General features: G+C 35.0%; 21 protein-coding genes. 6 read left to right on the top strand and 15 right to left on the bottom strand.

Annotated elements, in window-relative coordinates; translation table 11 throughout:
* Window positions 1-150: 150 nt before the first annotated feature.
* From CJ483_RS23855 to CJ483_RS23835, 5 genes are all read right to left on the bottom strand, one after another.
* On the bottom strand, window positions 151-492 hold the full coding sequence (locus tag CJ483_RS23855) for a DUF3784 domain-containing protein (RefSeq protein WP_220702353.1): 342 nt from the start codon (window positions 490-492) through the stop codon (window positions 151-153).
* Between the two features lie 1,003 nt (window positions 493-1,495).
* The gene (locus tag CJ483_RS23850; protein WP_120038683.1) at window positions 1,496-2,263 is read right to left on the bottom strand and encodes an ABC transporter permease; all 768 of its coding nucleotides are present in this window, start codon (window positions 2,261-2,263) and stop codon (window positions 1,496-1,498) included.
* Window positions 2,263-3,186: an ABC transporter ATP-binding protein gene (locus CJ483_RS23845; RefSeq protein WP_120038681.1), complete on the bottom strand. Its 924-nt coding sequence runs from the start codon at window positions 3,184-3,186 to the stop codon at window positions 2,263-2,265. Before CJ483_RS23845 ends, CJ483_RS23850 begins: the two co-directional genes overlap by 1 nt.
* Window positions 3,187-3,197: 11 nt before the next feature.
* A complete protein-coding gene (locus tag CJ483_RS23840) occupies window positions 3,198-3,512 on the bottom strand; it encodes a DUF1048 domain-containing protein (protein WP_120038679.1) in 315 nt (104 codons plus the stop codon).
* The gene (locus CJ483_RS23835) at window positions 3,505-3,834 is read right to left on the bottom strand and encodes a PadR family transcriptional regulator (protein ID WP_120038677.1); all 330 of its coding nucleotides are present in this window, start codon (window positions 3,832-3,834) and stop codon (window positions 3,505-3,507) included. The genes CJ483_RS23840 and CJ483_RS23835 overlap by 8 nt, the downstream gene beginning before the upstream one ends.
* A gap of 1,407 nt (window positions 3,835-5,241) precedes the next feature.
* Between CJ483_RS23835 and CJ483_RS23830 the strand changes: the two genes are divergently transcribed.
* Window positions 5,242-6,642, top strand: a complete 1,401-nt coding sequence (locus CJ483_RS23830; RefSeq protein ID WP_120038675.1) for an MFS transporter — start codon at window positions 5,242-5,244, stop codon at window positions 6,640-6,642.
* A 318-nt stretch (window positions 6,643-6,960) separates the two neighbouring features.
* Here the strand turns inward: CJ483_RS23830 and CJ483_RS23825 are convergent, their stop codons facing one another.
* The 8 genes from CJ483_RS23825 to CJ483_RS23770 all read right to left on the bottom strand — a co-directional run bounded on the left by CJ483_RS23825 (window position 6,961) and on the right by CJ483_RS23770 (window position 14,596).
* Window positions 6,961-7,515: a hypothetical protein gene (locus CJ483_RS23825; RefSeq protein WP_259455855.1), complete on the bottom strand. Its 555-nt coding sequence runs from the start codon at window positions 7,513-7,515 to the stop codon at window positions 6,961-6,963.
* A gap of 617 nt (window positions 7,516-8,132) precedes the next feature.
* Window positions 8,133-8,306 carry a Fur-regulated basic protein FbpA gene (locus CJ483_RS23815; RefSeq protein WP_120038670.1) on the bottom strand — a complete coding sequence of 58 codons (174 nt, stop codon included), beginning with the start codon at window positions 8,304-8,306 and terminating at the stop codon, window positions 8,133-8,135.
* Between the two features lie 145 nt (window positions 8,307-8,451).
* The gene (locus CJ483_RS23810) at window positions 8,452-8,865 is read right to left on the bottom strand and encodes an IDEAL domain-containing protein (RefSeq protein ID WP_120038668.1); all 414 of its coding nucleotides are present in this window, start codon (window positions 8,863-8,865) and stop codon (window positions 8,452-8,454) included.
* A gap of 121 nt (window positions 8,866-8,986) precedes the next feature.
* Window positions 8,987-9,724, bottom strand: coding sequence for a PD-(D/E)XK nuclease family protein (locus tag CJ483_RS23805; RefSeq protein WP_120038666.1), 738 nt, complete (start codon window positions 9,722-9,724; stop codon window positions 8,987-8,989).
* A 1,906-nt stretch (window positions 9,725-11,630) separates the two neighbouring features.
* Window positions 11,631-11,972, bottom strand: coding sequence for a DUF3147 family protein (locus tag CJ483_RS23790; RefSeq protein WP_120038662.1), 342 nt, complete (start codon window positions 11,970-11,972; stop codon window positions 11,631-11,633).
* Window positions 11,956-12,372, bottom strand: coding sequence for a MarR family winged helix-turn-helix transcriptional regulator (locus CJ483_RS23785; RefSeq protein ID WP_120038660.1), 417 nt, complete (start codon window positions 12,370-12,372; stop codon window positions 11,956-11,958). The genes CJ483_RS23790 and CJ483_RS23785 overlap by 17 nt, the downstream gene beginning before the upstream one ends.
* Before the next feature lie 959 nt (window positions 12,373-13,331).
* Window positions 13,332-13,886, bottom strand: coding sequence for a delta-aminolevulinic acid dehydratase (locus CJ483_RS23775; RefSeq protein WP_120038656.1), 555 nt, complete (start codon window positions 13,884-13,886; stop codon window positions 13,332-13,334).
* A 260-nt stretch (window positions 13,887-14,146) separates the two neighbouring features.
* Window positions 14,147-14,596, bottom strand: a complete 450-nt coding sequence (locus CJ483_RS23770) for a DinB family protein (RefSeq protein WP_120038654.1) — start codon at window positions 14,594-14,596, stop codon at window positions 14,147-14,149.
* Between the two features lie 292 nt (window positions 14,597-14,888).
* Here CJ483_RS23770 and CJ483_RS23765 point away from each other — a divergent pair, with 292 nt between their 5' ends.
* Both CJ483_RS23765 and CJ483_RS23760 read left to right on the top strand, forming a co-directional pair.
* Window positions 14,889-15,734 (top strand): ABC transporter ATP-binding protein, encoded by an 846-nt coding sequence (locus tag CJ483_RS23765; protein WP_120038652.1) that lies wholly within the window; start codon window positions 14,889-14,891, stop codon window positions 15,732-15,734.
* On the top strand, window positions 15,734-16,441 hold the full coding sequence (locus tag CJ483_RS23760; protein WP_120038650.1) for an ABC transporter permease: 708 nt from the start codon (window positions 15,734-15,736) through the stop codon (window positions 16,439-16,441). The genes CJ483_RS23765 and CJ483_RS23760 overlap by 1 nt, the downstream gene beginning before the upstream one ends.
* 372 nt (window positions 16,442-16,813) lie before the next feature.
* On the opposite strand, the gene CJ483_RS23755 is transcribed toward CJ483_RS23760, so the two are convergent.
* Window positions 16,814-17,248: a hypothetical protein gene (locus CJ483_RS23755; protein ID WP_120038648.1), complete on the bottom strand. Its 435-nt coding sequence runs from the start codon at window positions 17,246-17,248 to the stop codon at window positions 16,814-16,816.
* An 87-nt stretch (window positions 17,249-17,335) separates the two neighbouring features.
* Entirely contained in the window at window positions 17,336-17,581 is a 246-nt protein-coding gene (locus CJ483_RS24730; protein ID WP_120038646.1) for a hypothetical protein, read from the bottom strand.
* A gap of 494 nt (window positions 17,582-18,075) precedes the next feature.
* Between CJ483_RS24730 and CJ483_RS23745 the strand changes: the two genes are divergently transcribed.
* From CJ483_RS23745 to CJ483_RS23735, 3 genes are all read left to right on the top strand, one after another.
* On the top strand, window positions 18,076-18,426 hold the full coding sequence (locus tag CJ483_RS23745; protein WP_182917204.1) for a DUF3139 domain-containing protein: 351 nt from the start codon (window positions 18,076-18,078) through the stop codon (window positions 18,424-18,426).
* A 757-nt stretch (window positions 18,427-19,183) separates the two neighbouring features.
* On the top strand, window positions 19,184-20,320 hold the full coding sequence (locus tag CJ483_RS23740) for a ParM/StbA family protein (RefSeq protein WP_120038632.1): 1,137 nt from the start codon (window positions 19,184-19,186) through the stop codon (window positions 20,318-20,320).
* An 11-nt stretch (window positions 20,321-20,331) separates the two neighbouring features.
* Complete coding sequence (locus tag CJ483_RS23735; RefSeq protein WP_142927257.1) at window positions 20,332-20,763, top strand: hypothetical protein; 432 nt, start codon at window positions 20,332-20,334, stop codon at window positions 20,761-20,763.
* The last annotated feature ends 396 nt before the right edge of the window (window positions 20,764-21,159 follow it).

The following is a 21,159-nucleotide window of genomic DNA, read 5'->3' as shown; positions in this document are numbered from 1 at the left end:
CAACCTTATTATTCATAAGCACTTGTGCGTTGCCTCAAAATTTCTCATCACATTTTTCTTTTTTATTTTCTTCCTCGTCTGTCGCTCATTCGATAAAACAGCCAGCGTTTCAATCTGTCCTTTTAAACACTCCTGTCTAGAAATCCCTTGTTACTTGGCACGTTCATCACCTTTTTTTAAAAATCTGTTTCCTGTATTTGAATACACTACTGCAAAAATAATAAGACCTGAAAATAAAACAAGACCAATGAGAAACAGTGTTTGACTTTTTAGGATTTCACTTACTGCCCACAATAATAGACTAAAGCAAATACCATACATCACTTTCCCCATAAACTTGCACATAGCTGCTTCATCGTATTGAGCTTTTTTACTCTCTGGCATTGTGTTGTAACCCGCAATTAAAGCTGCTCCTTTGCCTTTTGATAAAAAGATAGCAAAAATCAAAAAGGGAATTAGAATAATCAAATGAACAATCGCTCCATTCACCATAACTGCCTCCTTCAATTAATATAATACCTGATGTAGGAATCAAAATAATCTAATCAATATTTATTATCCATTGAAATAAAAGCAGAGACTGAGATGATGCAAGTATCTAATAATAGAAAGCATCAGTGTTTTCTTTGCCTGGCTTTTTCTTTATGTAAGATTTTATATATTGTTGATTTAGCAGTATTTTGGGCTCCCAAATAGACTCTGTAACTGTATAAAGAAACTAAATAAAATTGTCTAACTTCATTTTCTCTTCTATGGTCTATTCCAAATAAAAGTACGCATCAATATTGGTAAAACAATAAAAACCAAGAGAAAAGTCAGATTGACAGCCAAAGCAATCGTTCTCAGCGAACTTTTCCCTCCCTACCATGCAAGCACAATGCCCATGATCGAAATAACAAAAAGTAACGGAAGAAATATAGAACTTAAACCATCTTCGAAGATAAAATAGGCATTAAATGTCATAATCAAAACAAACCAATAGATAAAACATTAAAATGATTCCTCATATTTCCATCCCTCAAGGTGAATCTTACCACAAAGAGAATGGATTGAGTTTTTGAAACCAGCAATACATTTCTATTTAAGATGGAAATAGCCTCAGGGTTCTATCTAATCCCTAAATTAGGCGAACATAGTATAGCTATTCTTGATTTTTCTTTTTTGATGACCACCCTATTCCATTTTCATGATTATGTCACCATTTAAGTCCAGGATAGTTAAAGGCCTTTATTTTTTCATCTAATTTAATAAGAACATCCCAAAGAATTTGATCACTCTTCGGGATGCTCCGTTATAGACATAATATAATCACCATTTGGTTTTAATGATTTGTCATCTTTATACTTCGGATGGTCAAACTAACTTACCTGCTAATCCTACAACAAAGTCTTGCTACATTAACCATTTGATCCGATGTTTTTTATAATTAACCAAAAAGGATTGGCATCCTCTTCAGACGAACTACGAGTATATTTACATCCTTACTATTAGGCGCTTATACTCTCCTATAGGCTTTCATTCCAAATATATATGAAATCATGATAATTAGCACCATCCACCCAATAGACACCCACAAATCATTTCCAGCAACTTGTGAATTTAACAGATTTCTGATTGTTTGAATAATCGGTGTCATCGGTTGATTTTCTGCGAAGAGGCCAACTACCTTAGGCATTCCATCAGTAGGAACAAATGCGGAACTAACAAAAAGCATCATCAATAGAATATAAGAGAAGGAACCAGCCCCTTCAATACTTCCAGCAGCTAACGCAAATGGTACTGAAAGCCAAGTTAATGCAAGAGAAAATAAAATAATCATAACCACCACAAGAAACCATTCAAAAAATGTGGCGTTACTTCTAAATCCGGCTAGAAATCCTACTAGCAAAACGGCAACGATAGAAACTAACATAAAGACAACGGATGCTAAAACATGACCGCCCAATACAGATGATTTTGATATAGGCATTGACTTAAATCTGTCAAACATCCCTGAAGTTTTGTCTAAGTTTATCCGCAATGAGGTATAAGCTGAACCAGTGGCAATTGTCATTAATAAGATTCCTGGAAGTACATAATTTATATAATCCTCTTGAGACACTCCTGGAATTTGAATGGCTCCTCCAAATATATAAACCATACCTAATAGCATCATAACCGGCATAGCAATAACAGTAATAAGCGTATCGATACTTCGCAAATTGTGCTTAATAATTCTATTGGCAAGTGCTAATGTATCACTCACGTTTTGACTTATCTTCATTATTTTCTTCCTCTCGTAAGTGTCATAAATACATCATCAAGGGTTGGGGTAATCATTTTGAAGGTCTTGAGCTCAATATTTTCGGTTGTTAGAGCATTCATTACGTTTAAAGTTGTTGTGATATCTTCTGTTAAATCAATAGAAATCTCACAATGGTCTTTTTTTTGAGGGGAATATGGTTCTAAGAGTTTTAAAGCTATTTCAGTGTCTTCATTGCAATTAAATACAAGAAGTAATTTATCCGCTCCAGCAATACGTTTCATTTTATCAGGAGTTCCACTGGCAACAATTTTTCCTTCACATAAGAAGCCTATCTGATCAGCTAAATAATCTGCCTCCTCTAAATACTGAGTCGTTAAAAAGATTGTTTTCCCTTGCGACTTCATTTCTTTAATCATCTCCCAAAGATCCTGCCTGCTTTTAGGGTCCAATCCAGTGGTGGGCTCATCTAGAAAAACGATTTCTGGATTCCCAACTAAACTCATAGCTAAGTCAAGACGCCGTCGCATTCCTCCTGAGTAATTTGAAACAGCTTTGTCTTTGGCTTCAGTCAGATCAAACTTTTCTAACAAACTTTCGGCAACTTTTCTCGGATTGCGTTCATGTCGCAATTTTGCAATCAAATGAAGGTTTTCATATCCAGTCAGCATGCCATCAACAGTGGAATTCTGAGAACTAAAACTAAAAAGATTTTGTGCTGCCACAGGATTGTCAGCAATATTAATATCCTGAATGGTTACCTTTCCACCATCGCTATTAAGTAACCCCGTAACAATTTTTAATAAGGTACTTTTCCCAGCCCCATTCGCTCCTAATAAAGCATAAACGGAGCCTGCTTTCACAGTGATATTGACATCGCTTAAAACTTCATTCCCTTTAAAGCTCTTTTTTACATTTTGGATTTCAAGGACAGTTGTATTCATGGCTCTCTCCTTTATTTAATGGAATCTCTTAATTCTTTTCTCATTTTGTCAATCCATGTTTCTTCTGGAAACTCTGCTAGTAAGGAGTCGGCAAATTCTGCTGCATCGTTCCCGACTATATCTCTTACATTTAATCCATCACTGGCACTACTTTCGAACATCTCTAAAACATTTTGTAACAGCGCCAGCATGCCTGATCCCTTAGCAAAATTCCACATATACTTCTCAATGGCTGTCATTGCCGTTCTGTATTCCTCAGGTAATTCATTCACTCTTTTTCTATAGGCTCGATATTCGCGTTTTTCTTGAATCATTTTTTTAAACATTTCTTTGCTCCTTTATTTCATTCATTTTTTCTTCTAAGAATGTCCAACGCTTCCAAAAATCCTTTAATTCTTGTTCGCCTTTCGCATTTAGTGTGTAAAATTTTCTCGCTGGCCCAAGTTCCGACTTTTTCTTCTCAATTTCCACAAGCCCTTTTTTCTCTATTCGAACAAGAATGGTATAGACCGTTCCTTCCACAATATCGTCGAAACCCAACTTATTTAGGTACTTAGCAATTTCATAACCATAGGTTTCTCCTGTTTGAATCTTTTGAAGCACCACACCTTCAAGAACTCCCTTGAGCATTTCCGTTAAATCTTTCATATTTCCTCCTTGCTAACTACTTGTTATCACTTAGTACTACTATATAGTATTACAAAGTAGCGTGTTGTGTCAATTAATTTTTATTCATACTATACATTTGGGCATCTTTACTCTCACTAGGTCTAAGCAGGTTAGACTATTTTTATGAATAACAAAAAAACAATTTCCTATTAGAGGAGAAGCTTTTTGAAAATCCCACGGATTTTGAAAAACGTGCCTTTGTAAAACTATTTTCTCTTTAATCCTTTCGACTATTACTTTGCTTACAACATCTCATCATCTCCCCTAAACTTGAATCAAGAAATCCAATTTTCTTTAAAGACGTTGCTCCATCATTTGATTCGGTTGCTGAACAAGAAAAAACCCTGCATCTCAACACAGGGTTTTTAATCCGCTTTTTAAAATGATTAAACTTTGTTTTCAAGCTATACTAAGTTTTAGAGTTGATCCGTTGAAACCTTCTAGGACCCTATCTACTATTTCATCATTCATGCCAATATATCTCAGTGTGATTGATGGGGATGAATAGCTAAAGATTTGCTGCAATGCCGCCGCGCCCTTCATTCGCTGGTAAAAACGATAGCCGAAAGCTTTCCTTATAGTACGATTCCTGATAGCGCCTCCCCCTTCACACCTCCATTTCCTATTGAAATTTTGCTATATAAAGGGCGAAAAACACCATCCATTCATCTGAAATTTGGTTCCATTTATCCCCTCTTGTAATCTTTTTGGCGTTGTACATCCATAAGTATAATGAACTTCCTTAAGATGTGAGTAATTGAGAAATTGGCTAACCATAAGTAAAACAGAGATATCCCAACGGGTGATCAGAAGGTAGATGAGCAAGCATTCGCATCATCCTCTCATAAAAAAACAACCCTTCCTTATTGCAGATAAATTCACAATAGAGACGATTTAAAAAATGAGGTGCTTGATTCAGAGGGCACGATGTTGGAAAGGTAGATAATGTTTTATCCGGCCTAGAAATGTCTATAAACATAACTGTAAAAGATGAAGGAAAGCAGGTGACATACATTTAGTAGAAGCCATACAAAACAAGGAGAAACTTTGATACAACTTCAGACAGAGATGCGAAAGCAAAGAGAGGTGAATAAGAATATGCGAGGATGTTAATTTTTTTGTATACCCACGGGGAACTATTATAAGCGAAAAATGAATATTTTTCTGTTTTTGTATCAAAATAACTAACGTCAAAGAATTTATTTCTTTCAACAAAGCTTCATGCCAGGGCATCGTATTTGCCTAATCTAGAACAAGTTAGTTTATAAAAAAACAAAATTTTATTTGAGATATCTTTGGAGAAAACGCTCAAGGCTTGTTTCCCCCTTAGTTTGAGTTTATTTCTCATTCCCATATAACTGTATACCATGGAGTTGACACAACAAAATGAAATTTAACAAGAAGAAAATCAACGTCGTAGATATTCAGCGAACTAAGAAAAGCGTGTTTGCTACAGGGGTAGGAAATGCGATGGAATGGTTTGATTTTGGCTTATATTCCTATTTAGCGGTTATCATTAGCCAGAACTTTTTCACTGCTGTTGAAAATGACCAGCTGAAATTAGTATTTACCTTTGCAACATTTGCGATCGCCTTCTTAATGCGACCGTTAGGCGGTATTATATTTGGTAAAATCGGAGATAAATCAGGAAGAAAAGTCGTTTTAACAACCACGATTATTTTAATGGCTTTTTCCACATTGCTCATCGGTTTATTGCCTACATATGATCAAATAGGTATATGGGCGCCTATACTCTTATTAGTAGCTAGAATTATTCAGGGTTTTTCAACTGGCGGGGAATACGCCGGTGCCATGGTCTATATTGCAGAATCCTCTCCAGATAATAAACGCAATATGCTTGGGAGTGGATTAGAAATTGGCACGCTCACTGGTTACATATTAGCTTCACTACTTGCCAGTGCACTCTTTATCACCCTATCTGATCAACAGATGGCCTCATGGGGTTGGAGAATACCATTTCTACTCGGTTTACCTTTAGGTCTTATCGGGCTGTACTTAAGAAGGAGCTTAGAAGAAACACCGATTTTTGAAAATGAACTTTCTGATGATACAGTCCAAGAGGAAAGCTTCCTATCTATTTTAAAAAACCACAAAAAAGATGTTGTTGTATGTTTTGTAGCTGTCGCCTTCTTTAACATTACAAACTACATGCTATTATCATACATGCCCTCTTATTTGAATGAAATTATTGGATTATCCAGTACGATAGGAACTGTATTAATTACGGCTGTCATGATTATTATGGTGCCGCTTGCTTTCATGTTTGGAAAACTCAGTGATAAAATCGGAAACAAAACGGTGTTCTTAATTGGTTTAGGCGGATTGACTTTATTGTCTACCGTTGCTTTTTATTTAATAAACTTGAATGGTTTAATATTTGTTTCGTTAGGTATTCTCATTCTGGGTGTTTTACTTTCAACTTATGAAGGCACCATGCCAGGATCGTTACCAGCGATGTTCTATACTGATATCCGATATCGTACATTATCTGTGACCTTTAATGTTTCTGTTTCAATATTTGGTGGAACTACCCCATTGTTTTCCACATGGCTCGTTCACCAAACAGGCAATAACTTAGCACCTAGTTTCTATCTAACAGCCGTGAGTATTATCGGATTTTTAGTGATACTATTCTTGTTCAATAGTACTTCAGGGAAATCTCTCAAGGGTTCCTACCCAACCGTTGCTTCTAAGGCTGAATATAAAGAAGCTGTCGAAAATCCAAAAGATTCATTATGGTGGCAAACAGAACAAAAAGACGAATAAACTAAATTAAAAAAAATATCCACTCCATTGGACTACTCGAACTATGGACACTCAAACATGAGGTCTATAGTTCGAGTTTTTGTTTTTTCTCCTTCGCACTTGTATGTTCTATTTATTTCTAGTTCACCTAATGTTGCAAGCAGGGAGCTGCTACCAGCAATATCTCGGGCTCCTAAATAGACTCTGCAACTGTATAAAAACTGAATAAAATTGTCTAACTTCATTCTCCCGTCTTATAGTCTCAGCCAATCCCAAGTGTCAATGTAAAGTCGAATTGAAAAACTGCTCCCCATCTTAGCATTACGATTTTTCTACTTACTATAAATTAATTTCCCCAGTATTTTTTGCATTTTCTATAATAGAAAACACTCTAGAATAACAATCCTGAATAGTTTTCTTTGTGTTTTGGTGGTTGTATAGACTCAATCCAAAATATTTGTGATTAAAGTACCCAATTAAATAATCACCTGCTTTTGAAGTATGAGCATCTTCGTAAGAAAGTTCTTCATCAATGAATGCTAAATAAACCTTCTCCGAATTGATAAAAATAAAAGGAACAAGGGACTCTAGATAAACTTTTGCATATTTAGCCTCTGCTGCTTCAGGTAAATAATTTTTATTTATAAATACAGCATCTACGTCCCTGAAATTTTTCTCTTCTACATCTCCTAATGACAAAGAAATGAATTTTACATTATCTTCTCTCACTTTAGGAGGTGCTCCTACTATACCTATTTTTAAATTTCCCCCGGAGTATACTGGTGAGTCAAAGTCTTCAACTCCTTCACTGGTGGACTCTTTATTAGAAGTACAGGCCGATAATAATATGGCTAAAACGAGAAACATGATAGAGTTTAAAAGAACGCTTTTCATCCAGTATCTCCCTTGTTTGTAGCGGTAATAAAAAATTAATATCTTATCATAAATTTATGATATAACAATTTTATAAAAATAACTAAAACAGGATAAATTAGTTAAAACTATTAAAAGTTTTAGCACTATCGTTATCTGCTATCTTATTGTTTGGAAGTCCCTTCTTCGCTGCGAACTCTTCTACGACATCAAAAGCTGTAAATGCCATCAGTTGAGGTGATAGAGGGTGCTTCACTAACTGAATCACAGTTGGTTGTATCGGGTAATTATAGAGTGAAAAATTAAATGTGTTAATCAGCAATATGTCCATGCTCCACATTAAACACCCCAGCTGTCTTTGATAGCCGGGGCGTTTTCAATACAATATGCTAACCATTATGTTGGATTCATTTTCGCTTTATTGAATTAGCTATATCCACTAAAACTTGTCCTGTTACTTTTTCTGAAATGTTCGCTTATATATTCAATTTCAAGGCTATCACCTGTATGGCCCTCTGAGCGCCCAAAGTGATATATAGGTCTGTACTTTTTTACTTATTAGAGGTTTGATATTCACCTTTCCTCCTAAAGTGCTCTGCATAGCACTTTAGGTTAACTGCCCTATCAAGAGTAAATTTTCATCGAATGTTCGAATGATCTTTATACATCTTTTGATATTCATGTTCTAATTCACTTAGTGTTAACTCGTACAACTGACGCTCATCCGTTGATTTGTAGGATTCCCATTTTAACATTTGCTGGATCAACTGCTCTTTTCGATTAATGATCACTTTATTTAAAATATCACCCATCCTCATCATCTCCTTTAAAATTTTTATGTTGATGATCGAATTTTTGTTCTTGGCATGCCATGTAGCATTATTTAAGCTTATTTCTCTAGTTGGTGTCTTAAGATTTTTTCCCAGTGACTCAATTCTCCCCGCATATTAATGCCTTTTATATGGTATGGTTTACTGCTTCTGTGTTTAAATAGTTCTCCAGTTTTATTTGAAGTTCACTTGATTCAAGTAATCTATTTGTATAACTGAGGAAAGAGGCTTCATCCCCTGTATCAAGTGCTTCATTTATTTTAAATCGCCAAAAGTTCATCTTTAAGTTTATTTCCAATATAGATAAAACGCGTTCTTTTATACAATATTGCTCTAAATCTGCGAGGGCCATATAGAAAACATATTGATCATTGATCTTAACCAAAAGGTACCATCCGTTAATCATCGTAAATTTATGTTCATTCGTGACTTCAATTACATCTCCTTTATTGATTTTTAAAACATCTGCATGATCCCCTTCCGGACAAAAACAGTCAATTTGATGCTCAAACGTTTCTGTTGCGATAAAATATTCAGACATTCTCTTCCCTCCTATTAATAGTATAGTTTCCGAAACTTCGAACTTACTTTCCCATATCAAAAGGAATTTACTTCTAATTGCGATTTGTGCTAATAATCTTCATTTGGTCTATTAGCCACTTTCAGGCTATTTGGGCTGCCTTTGCGTTTATGCAAAAAAGATATTTCCTGCATTCTCTCAGGGAACTTATTTTTGTATAGTCATTTGGATGTTGCAGTAGATCTTTCATATTCTTTACATCCACGTTTCCTTCAGCAGCATTATTCACTGTGGGTGAAAAAGTATATTTTTCTCCCTCCAATAGAGTGTTGATTTCTATTCTCTCAGGAAGTTTGCCAAATGCTTTATTCGAAAATACAATCGTTAAGTCATTGTATAGTTGAATTATTTCCTCATCCGCTTCCAGAAGAAATTTTTTTATAGTAAAAGAGTGAGTTGCCCGCTCTTCTAATTCAATAGTTAATGAAAGATGAGCTTCCAATTCCTCAATATTGGTATTCACCCATAACGGCGGCTTCTGCTTTTTCTTTGCAGATAAAAATTGAAGCAAATGATCTGTCGTCTTTGTTAAAACCATATAGTAATGTACCTTCGATTCAAATAGCTGTGGACTCACGTTTTTCCAATATCTATGGATCAATTTCAATATATTTAACTTGTTTTGTGCATCTAGTGGAAGTTGATAAAAGTTTTGAACCACCTGATTAATTATAGATTGAATAACTTGTCTCCATTTTACGTCGAGGGGATTTAATAACAAAACATGTTGATAATAATATGTATAAGGACACTTCATAAACGACTCTAAATGATAATTGGCCATAGTTTTCAAAGAGACTAGTGGATACCTGCTTTTCATTTAGTCGATCTTCCCCTTTCTTTAAACAACTATCGTTCTTAAGAATGGAACGAGCTTCTGTCCAAACGTTCGTCAGGCTTCTTCTTATTTTTGTGATCTTAATTCAACTTCTATTCCTGGGGATACACCTCTATCCCTTTCTCTAAGCTTTCCCTTATGATATCTACGGCTGCATCATATGTGATAAGCTGAATCGAATGAATCAAAAACGGCTGCTGTTTGTCCTGTTAAATAAACCTCTCCCTTTCCTTATAAGCATTCCAAACAAACCCTCAGTGTCTATCCTGCATAGTTCAAATAATAAACTTTAGACGACATCTACTCACACATACCACAACAGGGACACCAACTATCATTGTCACATTGATCAACCATTTCCTTGTCGTCTATAAAACCACACCATTTACAAATTATGATTTCAATCACGATCTTGCCCTCCCCATACAGATTCGTCTTCTTACTTCTTAGTTCATGTTCTTTATTGACCTGATCAGCAAAGAACTTCAAGATTTGTAATTTCCCTTCAATATAGCCCTCTGTTTATTGAGATGGATATTAATACTTTTATCTAAAATCCACATAACTTGCAGTCTTTACTAACAAAGAAAAGGGAAAAAGTTTTATAAGTTATCCGCCACCCTAATTGATAACGATTTTCATTATCTATTAAATATAGTAATTGATAATGATTATCAACGTCAAGTAATCTGTTGCTTTTTCTACCTTCTCATTAACAAGCCTATGTTTTATTTCATAAGTATCTATAATTGAATGCCGTCCAACTCAATTCAACATGCTGATTGCTATTTAGAAAAATAAATTTTTGGTCTCTTTGTTCTATCTATGCAGGCATAGACAGAGATATATTTTCATTAGTTGTTTGATCTATAAGCTTGATACCTGAAAAATGAATAATAGGAAAAAACGGCTAAACGCCGTTTCGAAGGATCACAAATATTCTGAGTTATTAAACCCTGCATGGTTCAAAACAGAAAAAGGGGAGATTAACTAAGAAGTTGGAGAAGAGATGGAGAAACAAATCAAGCCTTAGTATTTGAAGGTAATATAAATTCCTTCATAAACTAAGCCACTGGTGGTAGTAACACTATGAATAATTTGAAGATTTCCATTGAGGCCTTTCTTCTAAAATGGCCTTATGATTATTCGAATCAACTCTATAAAGAACAACATATGCATTTGATTCTTCCAAGTGTGCAACTTGTATCAATTTAAGTTTAAAGTTGGACCGGCCAAAAGCTTATTTTTCTACGTTACCGAAGGCTCTTGAATGTCGTCGCGCTTATTTTCGATAGGATATTTCATCATATGGGATATGATTGAAAGAGGCGTGGCTGCTAACATAATAACAGTGAGTATAGGTTTTCGTTTAAGAATTCCAACTCCCCTTTGATTAACATAAGCTCTGTTATACAAAGTAAAAAAGCTTTAGAAGATTGCCTCTAAAGCTTTCTTTGCCTGCTAAATAGATTTATTCGTACTGCTTTTTTTAAAAATCCCTATTAGAAGGGTAACAAGTCCTATTAAGAAGAAAAGTGGAAACAATAACATCATTAATCCGATTGCTGCAAAACCATCTCCTTGACTTATACCAAACAAGATAGATACTGGCCATGAAAAGGGCGGGGCCATTATTAATATTGTAGTTGTTCCCCATACTATGTATTTTTTTAGTTGATTTTCCCTGACTTAATTTAAAGGCAAGTATAAGACCTACTATTAAAATTGTTAATGCAAGTACTATTGCCATTTTACTTTCACCTTCTTTATAAAGAACAATTCACCATAAAAGTCTATATTATTATCAGGATATTCAAATTTTTATGACCGGTCAAAAGGAAGTATGCGCTATATCCCCTTAGTTTCCCTAACGTTTGATGCCCGAAATTTAAGAGTACATATTTGATAGTAAGAACTTCTGTAAGAATAAACATAGACCCCATCCGCTGATTCCGAGGATGATGGAGATCGAGAATGGAGTGGAATACTTTAGAGCAACAGCCACAATAAAAACCAAGATTATTGTACTGGGCAGGCCATAAAGTACCCCGAATAAAAACTGACTTAAATTGTTTGATTGCTCCCCCTGTATATATAGCCAAAAAAGACTTAATAAACTAACAAGAGGAAGGGCAGCTACAATCCCCCCATATTTAGGTGAATATTTAGCAAGAATAGTAACTAGTCCAATGATACAGGCTGAGACACTAACCTTAACAAGAAAAGACATGTTTAACCTCCCTTCTTAATAAAACAAACGTCTCTATAATCTGTGCTTGTTCTTCAGCATCAAAACGACCTAAGATTATTTTTAGTTTTTCCTCATCCAGCTCTGTATTTTTCTTAAGTACTTCTTCTCCCAGTTTCGTAAGTTTCACGTAGACAACCCTTCTGTCTTGAAGAGAGCGTTCCTTCTCTACATAGCCTTTTTGTATAAGCCTTTTAATATGCTCAGACGTTGTATGATGTGTAACATCTAATACTTTCGAAAGAAACTGTACCGTTGCATCTTTATTTTTCTTAATAGCTTGCATACATCTAATATTTTGATGGGTTAGAGATTCCTCATGCTTGTAATGCAAATAGTAATAAAGATCGGTCCATGCTTCATTAATGAGACTAGCATCCATAATTTACACCTCTCATATATCGTATAATACGATATATTAACAAAAAAACATGGGATTCGCAATAAATGGAATTTATGTATGTTCTACACCTCTCCAGTCCATATAACCCTATAAGCAGAAAACTCCTGGACAAATAAGTTCCTCAACAAGAAATTTCGTTCTACATTTTTTTCCTCTACAGGATTTTATCCATCATTGGTTTATCAAGCTTTCTAGAATTCCTCACAGACCAAGCGTACATAAAAATGATAGGTTTTATACCCTTAAGAAATAGTTGATCATTGTTACTGATTTTATCCCAGTAAAACCTACTCTAATAAAGTTATAAAGTTTGGCAAATCAAGGTTAGTGAAACAAGAAAATATATGATATACTCCAATTACAAAATATTGTAAAAAGTGGTGAGGAATTTGAAAAAATACTTCGTATTTATAATTAGTTTTTTATTGCTCTATACAGTATTTCAAGTTTTATCGGGGTGGCTTCTAACAGCTTTTTATACTCCACATTTCTCTGCAACAGAGGAGAATTTTAGTCAAGAAGTAGTGTTTGGAACTACTTCAAGTCCGCTACTGTTGACTTTGTTAACTGCTACATTAGCTTATTGTTTCTCTCAAAAGAAATTTAGTATCTCTAAAATTAAATAAACTAACAGAAGCTCAGTGAAAAAACCCTAATTTCATAAATAAATTAGGGTCTTTATCGACGAAGATATTTTATACAATTGCATGTCTGTTTATTAAAATAAATACTTCTGCGACCGGATGTGTTATATCATAAATGCCATATAATCACTATTATATGGCATTTGTTTTTTGATTAGGCTTTAGTCTAAAAAGACAACTCGCTTAATCTACATTGAGCTCTCCGATAGTGTTTGCATTCTCTACAAGAGTAAAGACTCTAGAATAGCAATCCTGAATAATTGGTTTTGGTGTCTGCTTCTAATTGAAAATTACTTAAGATAAATAAATTTGATACATTGAGGTTTCTTGATCTATACTCTTTGCGATTTCAAACGCTTCTTGTTGACTTTTGTTATTATTGATCAATTCGTAGAAAAATCGCACCACAAATATTAAATTAGAATTACCGTCTATATAATCATTTGGACCAATATATGAATGACAACCAGATGCAAGAAATGCTGCTGCTAGCGAGGTTGTTCCTAATGTACATCCAGGAGCTATCACTTTTATATTTTTCAAGCTCGAATGCTTCACAACATCTTGAACATCAAAAAATTCTCCTCTTGGCTCGCCAGGTTCATAAATATCCTCACCTAGTTCAGGCATGCAAAATCTTCCTTCATCTCCATGAAAATTTAATATTAAATAATCAACTTTATTATCACGTTCTTCACCAGATAAAACATCAACAAGATCATTGGGCCTTCCTATCCAGTGCATTGTAACTCTTGCCCCAAAATACTCAAATGTTGATCTTAACGCATATGATTCCATGTCACAATTTGGACCTACAACTAAACTGATATATAACTCTGGTTTACTCACTTTGATATCCCCTTCGCCCGGTAAAATAAATTTTAATTAAACACATGTAAAGGATGATAAAGAGACTTCTTCAGATCGGCTCCTTAATCAGCGTAACAAAGTATCTCTTTATTGCATTAAAACAAAGTTTATATTTGAACTTTCAACTAACGTTTCTACAGGTAGGAGGTGAACAGTTTAGTTCACAGAATCATTGTTTCACGCCCTCATTAGTGGAATGTATATGCCTATTATAAACTAGGCATGGAACCTAGATGCATCTATCTCATAAATGTAATAAAGTCAATATTAACTGGTTCCATACCATTTGCCCGAAGTCGTGAGTTAATCTGTCCTCGATGATACTGTCCATGCAATGCTACATGAATTAAAATATCCCGCACAGAATTCTTAAACTTGATTCCTTTACTATTCGTGTAGGTTATTATTTTATCCATGTCAGTGTGTGCTAAATTAGTAAAAAACGTTGTTAAGCTCTCTTCATTTTGCATAACGAGTTTTGCACAGAATTCTATATCGACCTCTGACCAAATGGGCAGTTCTGAACTCTCCAACCCTCGCAGTCTAGTTATCCATACTTTCTCTGAAAACAGGATATGTGAAAATAAACGGCTCACCTCTTGATTCTCCTCTTCGATGCTTTGCAATATCTCAAGAATACGTTGATTAGCCCAATTTAAATGCTCATACATCTTTTGGATAGTTTTCAATAAGAATCATCCCCTTATAAAAAAATCACTTGTGTTCTCTTTCTATAACAAAGAGTTTTACTCCTTCTTCTCCTTCTTCCACTCAACCGCCATATTAGCCCCATAAGAAAATAGAACAGTCGTAATAGGCCCAACTTTGTTCTATTCTTGCCCCCATTAGCTATCCATTCACCTGAAATTTGGTTCCATTCATCCCCTCTTATACTCTTTTCACCTTGATATTACTGCGTTTGTTTTATATCACAGCTAAACTTGAATCAAGAAAACGAAAACGCGAGAAGGAGTAATGAAAATGGAGAATGTTATTGAGGTAAAAAAACTTGTTAAATCGTTTGAAAACAATATGGCCTTGAAAAATGTAAACTTTGAAGTGAAAAAAGGAGAAACGATTGGTTTCTTAGGACCAAGTGGTTCTGGCAAAACGACAACCATTAAAATATTAACTGCGCAACTTCACCCGACAGCTGGAGAGGTGAAAGTGTTTGGAGAATCCATCAATAAATTAAAGGACCCGAGTTATATGAAGAGAATTGGCATTTTAACGGATAATAGCGGCCTTTATGATCGCCTGAGTATATTTGATAATCTTGCATTATATTGTGATTTATATGAAGTGGACAAAAGCAGAATCGATGAGGTTCTTGAAGCCGTTAACCTAATAAACGATAAAAAGAAACCCATTCAAAAGCTATCCAAAGGGATGAAGCAGCGAGTCACATTGGCGCGGGCGATTTTACATAAACCTGATCTTCTCTTCTTAGACGAACCAACCTCTGCCTTAGACCCGGTCAATACAAAGCATATTCATGAGGGCCTAAAAAAGTTGAATCGAGAAGGAACGACCATTTTTTTAACTACCCATGATATGCAAGAGGCAGAAGCCCTTTGTGATCGAGTGGCTTTCCTAAATAATGGGGAGATCAAACTACTAGATACACCTCAGAATATAAGAGCACAGCAAGAAAATTCATCTATTACACTTTTATTAAAAGGAAATCGTACAGTTGTGGTTGATAAAGACGAAGAAGGAGCAGAGAAAATCCACCAATATATGAAGGATGGGGAGATTTTAACCATTCACTCTAATGAGCCAACACTTGGAGACATTTTCGTACAATTAACAGGGAGGAATTTATAATGACATTTTCATTTAAACGAGTAAATGCAATATTTATAAAAGATTGGAAAGACCTTCAAAGAAATTCTTACATCATCTTTACATTAGCCATTCCTTTAGTGTTTGCAGCTATGTTAAGTCGCATGGGTGAAGAAAGTGCAGCCTTAAACACTTATCCGATCAACCTTGCCCTTGTCATTGCAGGTGCTTTCATTCAAGCTGCCATGGTAGCAGAAGAAAAAGAGAAAAATACATTGAGAGGATTGCTGCTGTCACCCGCTAGCACAGCTGAAATTTTTGTAGGGAAAAGTGCTTTATCTGCTGTTATGACGATTCTTGTTATTATTGGTTCCATTTTCTTATCAGATTATAAGGTTCCTTCCCCCCTGTTGTTTTCAATAAGTATCGTGTTAGGTTTGTTCTTTTACATTGCAACAGGAACTATTCTTGGCTTACTTTCAAGAACAGTAATGGAAACGAGTATTATTGGAATGCCTGTATTAGTCGTCTTTGGAATGAGTTCTATGATGAAATCCATGGTAGACAATAAAGTTCTCATAAAGATCATCGATTATTTACCAAACGAGCAACTAAACGCCATTTGGTTTGGGTTGAGCAGCGGAAAAGGATTGAGCGGGATTATTGAACATATCCTTGTGCTACTGGTGTGGGTAGCTGTATCGATCGTCATCACCGTAGTTATTTATAGAAAAAGAAGAATCGATTAAATCATAAGGAATGAGAGATACTATTCTAATTACTTTGCAGTCAGATGCTTGAAAGGAACAACGGAAAAGCCTAATTTCTCAATTTTAACACTGAGAAATTAGGCTTTTAATATTAAAACTTTTTTAATGCTGAGTTGACTTCCCTTCTTTTTTATACAATTTCACACCTGCTTACCAGCCTTTCCTAAGGCGAGAGCACGTGAGGCGGAAAATTGGGTAGCTATAAGTGAAATGACAGAAATAACCCGAATATCTCATCAAATAACCAGAAGATATATGAGCAAACATCCCTATCATCTGCTTCTGCTTATAAAAAAAAACGCAAATCCTATTTTATTTCAGATGAATTAATAGAAATTATAAAAAATACTTCTATGGATGCTCTCTTGTTTGAGCATATAAATCAAGCATACACTCGCCATAATCTTCGGCTTCATCTTCGTGTAAATCTTTATTATCAATCCATTGATAGTAATGTCCAACTTCATGAGCAATAGAAACAAGAATAGAAGCCAGGGCATTGTCTTGGCCTAATTCCTCTAACAATTCCAAATAATCACCAGTAGCAATTCTGATATAAGGCTCTTGAGCTTTATCATAAGGGGCAAAAAAGGTAGCAGAAACTAGCTCTTTAGTGGTTATGTTTTTAATTTGATAATCCTTTTTCAAATACACCACCACACGAATAGGAAAATCAAATTCTTTCCGCATCCATTTACCAAACTCTAAACATGCTCTTCTTACTTCTGGATGAACACCTTGCTCGCATCGCACTCTTAAACCATTTCTTAACACTTCGTCAGTCATTTTGATCCCTCATAATAAAAATGTTTTGTAGACCACAGATTAACATAATCTCCGATACCGAGAGTAAAAATACCGGGTGTTAAAGTCTTATTTAACTTCAACTTGTAGTACATAGCTTGAGTCTCCTTCTTCCCAATTAGCATACACGCTATAAATATAAATACCTGGCTCTCGTGGAAGAATAATAGTATCAGAATTAACAATGTTTTGCTCCCTGGCTTCACCATTGTTCCAAATATCTGCTCCTAGAGACCCCTTTTTAGGCTGGTAATCAAAATGAAGCTTTAATTTACTTCCCTCGGCTACTGCAGTGGGTACATCCCCTTTTACCATGTCTTCAGGCGATGATGTATCTGCACAAACTTCCTTGCTGTTTTCATTCCAACAATAGCTTCCTTGATAAATCTTAATTTGCTCTTCATTAACTGTTGCAGAAAGTTTTGGTGGATTGGGCTGACAAGCAGTAAGTACTAATAAAGCTAATGAAATAAATAATTTTTCATTTAAATTCTCCTGTCCACTTATCTATCCTTATATTTCCACATTACTATAAAAACATTAAATAGAACACAAAACTCTTTGTATATTCCATGCGCCTTTAGTTCACATCCCCCATAAGAAGGCAGCCAGCAAAGAACAGCACCCTCACGAAATTAGGATGTTTCTTCTTCCCCTGTTTTTTCTCTAAACGGGATTTTATATATCGTTGATTTATCAAGGTTTTTAACCTTCTAACTAGCTTGTAAGTTGTGTAAAATCTATACCCCTCTCACCCATATACATATTTTGTATAATAGTGATAAAATTGTAAAAAAATGAGGGTGTTTATGAGAAAAAAACTTTTATTAAGCTTATTCATATTCGCTTTAATGATTTCAGGCGCTTATTATATGTATTGGACAAGTAAGCAAAAAGAAGAAAAAGAAATAGCCATAAGTGCTCTTCATGAATATTTGTACAAAGAAAAAAGCTATAGAAAAAAGGAAATAAAGAAGATCACTTTTTTTAATGATAACCCTTTAGGCGGAAAAAACTATCTGTATCATTATGCTTATGTTGTTTATCAAGATGAACCTAAAAATGAATATGTCTACTACATTACTAAACATAAAGAAGTAGTGTGTGCAGGATTTGCAAAAGGAGATATTAGTACGATGAAACATGAGATCATAGAATAATAATTCTCCAAAAAAGACTGCCTATAAGGCAGTCTTTTTTTAGTCTCCACACCCAAAATTCGGAAACACTTTTTTAAGCTTAACCTTGCCAAACATCTCCAAAATCGTTCTGTAATATCCTCATACTCCTGAGTTATGAGGTTTTTCTCTTTAATTTATTTTAGATTAAAGATTTAGCAGAAATGCAGTCTTTCTTATTAAACCAGACCTCTATTCGGTTGATATAGCCGCATGAAGTTTCCATCCACTGTCTCATAATTCATCATTGTTTATGTTCCCCTCCCTTCTATGATTAAAAAAGGAACAAGCACATGAAGTGACGAATTTTACATTAACCAAAGAATGTATAAGCAAGAGCAACTCGTTTAAGGGTTTGCTTACAAAGATCTAATTAAAACAAACATTTTTTTCTATCTATAAGAAAAAACTCTTTTTCTTGGTTTCTTTTCTTTTCGCTTCCGAAAAATTTAAAAATGAACAGATTGAATAAGTCAGAAAAGCTTTAAGAGGCACACATTCCCCTCATACCATCTTAGCTATACACAAGGAGCCATCACTCAAAATCCTCTTCCTATCACAGTTAAGGCAGCTGTATTTTGTCTCTAGTCACTATGTAAGAAAATCTAGTAATTTTACATTTGTTATGGGGATGTAAAAGCATTTTTAGTATTGTATACATTTTTGTATACAACTATTGATTTTGTTTACAAAAATGTATACAATAAAATTAGAAACTTATTCTAGGAGGTATAAAGACATGAGATTAGCTAGCGTGGATATTGGCAATGATGCCGTTAAAGCTTATTTAAACGGACTGGAAGAAACACTATACATTCCGAACGTCATTGCGGAGCTCCCTGACCGAACTATTGTAGAAATGGAGAAAGAGCCGTTAAATGCTCTCCATGTTGAAGTTCAATCCTCTGCTTTAAAAGAAACTTCGAAACGTTTCGCAGTAGGGAAGCTGGCAAGTAAATATCCAAACAACGACGAATTAACGCCTGAAAATGATAAAAGTTCTTCCGATCAGCCTATTGTTTTGCTGCTAACCACCTTGGCTATAGATGCCACACGTCATTTTGAGGAGCATGATGGAATTATTGAAGCTACATATATTCTTTCAACAGGTCTACCCTTGGATGAAACAAAAAGAGAATTGAATAAAGTATTCCGGAAAAAACTTAAGAGTGGACAGCATCAGGTGACTTTCCTGAAAACACCAGAGCTAGAGGGGAAAACAGTCAGAATTAAATTTGAACAAGTACTCGTCAACACAGAGGGCTTTGCTGCTTATATCGACTTAACTACTAATAATGATGGCTCTACTAAAAATGAAGAGTTAATTGGGAAAACAATTTTAATAAATGATATAGGAGGACTCTCTACCGACTCAGCCATTATTACAAAAGAGGCAGAGGTGGACAATGAGTACTCCGATGGCATTAAACAAGGAGTATCCACTTACTTAGATAATATTATCCGGAAAGTTTACAAGGAATACAAATACACCATTAAAAGTCGTCGAGCCTTAGTTGAGATTATTACGAATGAGGATCCAGAGGAACAATACTACATTTGGAAAGATGGAAATCGGATCTCCATTAAAGCGCTAATTGACAGCGAGCTAATGATTTTAGCGAAAGAAGAGTATAAATTAATCAAGAACCTATGGCGATCGGTGCCTGATATTCGTCTAGCTTACCAAATCGGTGGAGGATCTGTCATCTTGAGACCCTATCTATCCAAGCTAAATGATGAGGATAAGCAGTATCCATTACGTTTTACAAAGACAGAGGACAGCATTTGGATGATTTCACGTGCCTATTTTAAAATTTTGCTAATGTACTGCCAAGCTAAAGGGATTGAAATTACAGATATGAGCCTATCTAGGTAAGGTGCATCCTTATGAGTGAGTTCATCCCTGGAAAAGTTATCTCCTTTCGTCTTCCTCGAACCACTCCCAAGAGAGTTCTTTCACACCTGGAAGATTTGAAATCGCATCATGGCAGGAAATTTAGTAGTGTGCTCTCTTCTAAGCTCGTTCAAATGCTCGATGAGGAAATAAAAAAGGAAAAACCCGATGACATGCTGGTGATCCCTATTCCTTCTGGAATCAGTCAGGATGAAAGAGAGTTTTTGCAAAATGAAAAAAACCAAGCTCTGATCGGCCAGTTGATTACCCACCTTTTAAAGGAACCAGACAAAATGGTGACGTTACCTGAAACGGAGCAGACAATCGAACCAAAACTGGAAGAGAAATCCTATATTCAAAATAAAGCACTTCAATCTTTCGCTCAGAAAACATTTTTGAATTTCGACGATGATGACGATGATTAAGCCCTCCCAACCCCTCCAGATGTTAGAGGGGTTGTTTTTTACAGGTTATACCATTTTCGAATCAATATCTTCTTACCAACCAGTAACGCATCTATATAGAAATGAAACGAAAACATTATTTTTCGCAAATCCTCCTCGAATTTCTATTAAATAGAAACGTTTCGAAGTAAAAAGAAATACTTCTCCCTTTCTAGAAATGTCTAGAAACGAAATAAAAAGAAAACCGGTTATTTCGCAAACTTCCTCGTGTTTTTATTGACTTCTGATTATAATCAATAATTTTTATAAAGAAGTTGATTTTTCTATTGTCGTTCTTCTAATGAGTATTCTTCATTTTCCTCTTAAAATGCATTGAAAGAAAAAGCACATAGTAAGAAGCCTTTCTCTTATATTTAT

This window comes from Bacillus sp. PK3_68 (assembly GCF_003600835.1).
Lineage (GTDB): Bacteria > Bacillota > Bacilli > Bacillales > Domibacillaceae > Pseudobacillus.
This window is presented reverse-complemented; position numbering and strand designations above follow the sequence as displayed.

Bases quoted from the DNA above. Each gene is read 5' to 3' on its own strand.
- CJ483_RS23855 (WP_220702353.1), bottom strand. From the start codon at position 492: ATGGTGAATGGAGCGATTGTTCATTTGATTATTCTAATTCCCTTTTTG.
- CJ483_RS23850 (WP_120038683.1), bottom strand. From the start codon at position 2,263: ATGAAGATAAGTCAAAACGTGAGTGATACATTAGCACTTGCCAATAGA.
- CJ483_RS23845 (WP_120038681.1), bottom strand. From the start codon at position 3,186: ATGAATACAACTGTCCTTGAAATCCAAAATGTAAAAAAGAGCTTTAAA.
- CJ483_RS23840 (WP_120038679.1), bottom strand. From the start codon at position 3,512: ATGTTTAAAAAAATGATTCAAGAAAAACGCGAATATCGAGCCTATAGA.
- CJ483_RS23835 (WP_120038677.1), bottom strand. From the start codon at position 3,834: ATGAAAGATTTAACGGAAATGCTCAAGGGAGTTCTTGAAGGTGTGGTG.
- CJ483_RS23830 (WP_120038675.1), top strand. From the start codon at position 5,242: ATGAAATTTAACAAGAAGAAAATCAACGTCGTAGATATTCAGCGAACT.
- CJ483_RS23825 (WP_259455855.1), bottom strand. From the start codon at position 7,515: ATGAAAAGCGTTCTTTTAAACTCTATCATGTTTCTCGTTTTAGCCATA.
- CJ483_RS23815 (WP_120038670.1), bottom strand. From the start codon at position 8,306: ATGGGTGATATTTTAAATAAAGTGATCATTAATCGAAAAGAGCAGTTG.
- CJ483_RS23810 (WP_120038668.1), bottom strand. From the start codon at position 8,865: ATGTCTGAATATTTTATCGCAACAGAAACGTTTGAGCATCAAATTGAC.
- CJ483_RS23805 (WP_120038666.1), bottom strand. From the start codon at position 9,724: ATGAAAAGCAGGTATCCACTAGTCTCTTTGAAAACTATGGCCAATTAT.
- CJ483_RS23790 (WP_120038662.1), bottom strand. From the start codon at position 11,972: ATGTCTTTTCTTGTTAAGGTTAGTGTCTCAGCCTGTATCATTGGACTA.
- CJ483_RS23785 (WP_120038660.1), bottom strand. From the start codon at position 12,372: ATGGATGCTAGTCTCATTAATGAAGCATGGACCGATCTTTATTACTAT.
- CJ483_RS23765 (WP_120038652.1), top strand. From the start codon at position 14,889: ATGGAGAATGTTATTGAGGTAAAAAAACTTGTTAAATCGTTTGAAAAC.
- CJ483_RS23760 (WP_120038650.1), top strand. From the start codon at position 15,734: ATGACATTTTCATTTAAACGAGTAAATGCAATATTTATAAAAGATTGG.
- CJ483_RS23755 (WP_120038648.1), bottom strand. From the start codon at position 17,248: ATGACTGACGAAGTGTTAAGAAATGGTTTAAGAGTGCGATGCGAGCAA.
- CJ483_RS24730 (WP_120038646.1), bottom strand. From the start codon at position 17,581: ATGGTAAAAGGGGATGTACCCACTGCAGTAGCCGAGGGAAGTAAATTA.
- CJ483_RS23745 (WP_182917204.1), top strand. From the start codon at position 18,076: ATGAGAAAAAAACTTTTATTAAGCTTATTCATATTCGCTTTAATGATT.
- CJ483_RS23740 (WP_120038632.1), top strand. From the start codon at position 19,184: ATGAGATTAGCTAGCGTGGATATTGGCAATGATGCCGTTAAAGCTTAT.
- CJ483_RS23735 (WP_142927257.1), top strand. From the start codon at position 20,332: ATGAGTGAGTTCATCCCTGGAAAAGTTATCTCCTTTCGTCTTCCTCGA.